Genomic DNA, 2,649 nt, shown 5'->3' with positions numbered 1-2,649 from the left:
GTTATGACGTCTTTATTAAATTGTTTATATCTGAAATAGTTCATATAGAATGCTCCTTTTTATTAAAATTATATTACATATCTAACTTTGCAACAGCACCTTTTGGGTTATGTATTTGGAATAGGTTTTATTGTGTTTGGAATTTCTGCGTTGGTTCTTTGGGGAAATGAAATTTATAAAATTATAAGTAAAAGTAATAAAAGAGTTAGTTATAAAAGAGTGTTTTATGTGCGGTAATAGCTGTTATATGTGTTTTAGTTTTGCTTATTAGAGTTAATGTGTTTTAGGTTTTTGAAACGAGTTTCTTCTTGTCTTGATACTATAAAATTAACTTTGCAACAAAACCTAGAAAAATAACTATTCATTTTATGTTTGGGGTAATTTTTATCGGGTAAAATAACCTGTCTTGCTTACAAATAAATTTTAGGAGGTGTTTAGATAGATGTCTAACGAAGGTAAACTTGAGAAAGCTAAAGGTGATTTAAAAGAGGGTGCTGGAAGTGTTGTAGGTGATAAAAACTTAGAAAAAGAAGGTAAAAAAGATAAAGCTTCTGGTAAGGTAAAAGAAGTTGCTGAGGAAACTAAAGATAAAATTGATGATGTCATCGATAAGTTAAAAAAATAAATTTAAAATTAAATGTACTTGTCATATATTTAGGTAGTCACATTGTGTGTCTATCTTTTTTGGTCGTGGTTCTGTTGCAAAGTCAAGAAAATATAGCTAATTATCAATTAGGGGAATACTACCATGTTAAAACAAGAATTAATTATTTTTTACTTTGCAACAGAACCACTTGTAATATATTGCTTATAATAAAAGCTGAGAAACTATAATATTCAAACAACACCTCTTACTATAAAAGTGAGAGGTATTGTTTTTGTTTGAATATAAATAGTGTTCACTATTCTAAATATTACTTTTTTAGGATATCACATGTATCTAAACATTTTTCTTTTTAAAGGCATAAATGACCAATGCTAAAAAGATAATAATATAGATAATATTACCAATATATAATTCATGCAATTCTAGTTTAGTCATTTTTTTGAATACTTCGTTATCTAATACTTGTGTGCTTAAATTTAACATGTTGATAGGATTCCATTTTAACCATTCCCATTGATCTATTGCTGCAAATAGTATGACTGAAATAACAGAAGAAGCAAAATAGAAGACAATTCCCACAGCAATCGAAACACCTGGTGATTTTAAAAGACAAGAAATTAATAATGTTAAACTCAATATTAACCACATACCAATATAAGTAGCTAAACCAGTTAACAAGTGCTCTTGTAACAATGATAAATTGTCCCCAGATTGTTTTAAAATATCCATATCAGAAAATAGGATTAATTTTAGACCTAAAGTTATCAAAGTAGTTACAATAAATAATGCTAATGAATAAATAAATAAGGCGATAAACTTACTTAAAATAATACTCATTCTTGAGTAGTTTCTGTAAAGTAAGTTCTTAATTGTACCATAGTGGAATTCCATAGTGATTATGGTTGCTGCTTGAATAATCATTAAAAAGAATATCCAAGAAAAACCTGTATACCCTTGTTTAAACTGTGATTCGGGCTTAAGTATATCTTCATAATTATTACTTAAGACTGCCATAGCAATCATTAGGGCAAAAATTATAACTGGGATAATAATGGAAGATTTCTTTTTAAATATCTTATAAAGTTCTTGATTAATTAAAGTTCCCATTACGATTGTTCCCCCTTTTTATCAATAATGTTAAGTAATATATTTTCTAAATCACTTTCATCTGATTGGTTGAGTTCTTCCATAGTAGTCTCTTTAATAATCTCCCCTTTATCAATAATTAAAATGGAGTCTGTAACTTTTACAAGTTCACTTAAAATGTGACTAGATATTAAAAAAGTTACCCCTTGATTTTTAAAGTCTATAATCGTTTCTCTCACATTTTTTACAGCTTTTGGATCTAAGCCATTCATTGGTTCATCTAAAATAACTAATTTAGGATGATTTAAAAGGGCAAGAGCGATACCTAATTTTTGTTTCATTCCTAAAGAGTAAGTTTTTGCTTTACTATGTATAAAATCATTCATTTCTAACTTATCAACAATTTGTTGAATATTATTTGTGTCCTTATCTTCATTGATAAGCTTCATATTTTCAAAACCAGTAAGAAATGGATATAATCCAGGATTTTCAATTAAAGCACCTATATCATTACTTTTATTTAAAGTATGTGATTTCAGATTTCCAGATTGATAGCTAGATAGACCTAAAATAACTTTCATTAATGTTGTCTTGCCTGCACCATTTCCACCTACTAATCCAATAATATCGGAACTGTTTAGTGTGAAAGATACATCTTTTAGAATTTTTTTACTTTTGATATTTTTACTAATTTCGTTCAAAGTTAATAATTCCATAGTATTCCCCCTTTTTGGTTTTGTGACTTATATATCAATATTATCAAACAAACAATTGTAAGTATATAGTATTGCGTGATATAGATACTATTTAAATTATAAAAAGTGTGTCACTTTACTCGATATATGAGAATAATTTCGGTTCTGTTGCAAAGTTAGATATGTAATATAATTTTAATAAAAAGGAGCATTCTATATGAACTATTTCAGATATAAACAATTTAATAAAGACGTCATAAC

3 protein-coding genes are annotated in these 2,649 nt (G+C 27.1%); 1 reads left to right on the top strand and 2 read right to left on the bottom strand.

Annotated elements, in window-relative coordinates; translation table 11 throughout:
- The first annotated feature begins 442 nt into the window (after window positions 1–442).
- Window positions 443–625, top strand: coding sequence for a CsbD family protein (locus tag CD138_RS13795; protein ID WP_019169031.1), 183 nt, complete (start codon window positions 443–445; stop codon window positions 623–625).
- Window positions 626–940: 315 nt separating this feature from the next.
- Here the strand turns inward: CD138_RS13795 and CD138_RS13790 are convergent, their stop codons facing one another.
- Together CD138_RS13790 and CD138_RS13785 are read right to left on the bottom strand one after the other, a co-directional pair.
- Window positions 941–1,714: a DUF2705 family protein gene (locus CD138_RS13790; protein ID WP_019169032.1), complete on the bottom strand. Its 774-nt coding sequence runs from the start codon at window positions 1,712–1,714 to the stop codon at window positions 941–943.
- A complete protein-coding gene (locus CD138_RS13785; protein WP_019169033.1) occupies window positions 1,714–2,409 on the bottom strand; it encodes an ABC transporter ATP-binding protein in 696 nt (231 codons plus the stop codon). The genes CD138_RS13790 and CD138_RS13785 overlap by 1 nt, the downstream gene beginning before the upstream one ends.
- Between the last annotated feature and the right edge of the window lie 240 nt (window positions 2,410–2,649).

The organism is Staphylococcus intermedius NCTC 11048 (assembly GCF_002902385.1).
GTDB classification, from domain to species: Bacteria; Bacillota; Bacilli; order Staphylococcales; family Staphylococcaceae; genus Staphylococcus; species Staphylococcus intermedius.
This window is presented reverse-complemented; position numbering and strand designations above follow the sequence as displayed.

Bases quoted from the DNA above. Each gene is read 5' to 3' on its own strand.
- CD138_RS13790 (WP_019169032.1), bottom strand. From the start codon at position 1,714: ATGGGAACTTTAATTAATCAAGAACTTTATAAGATATTTAAAAAGAAA.
- CD138_RS13785 (WP_019169033.1), bottom strand. From the start codon at position 2,409: ATGGAATTATTAACTTTGAACGAAATTAGTAAAAATATCAAAAGTAAA.
- CD138_RS13795 (WP_019169031.1), top strand. From the start codon at position 443: ATGTCTAACGAAGGTAAACTTGAGAAAGCTAAAGGTGATTTAAAAGAG.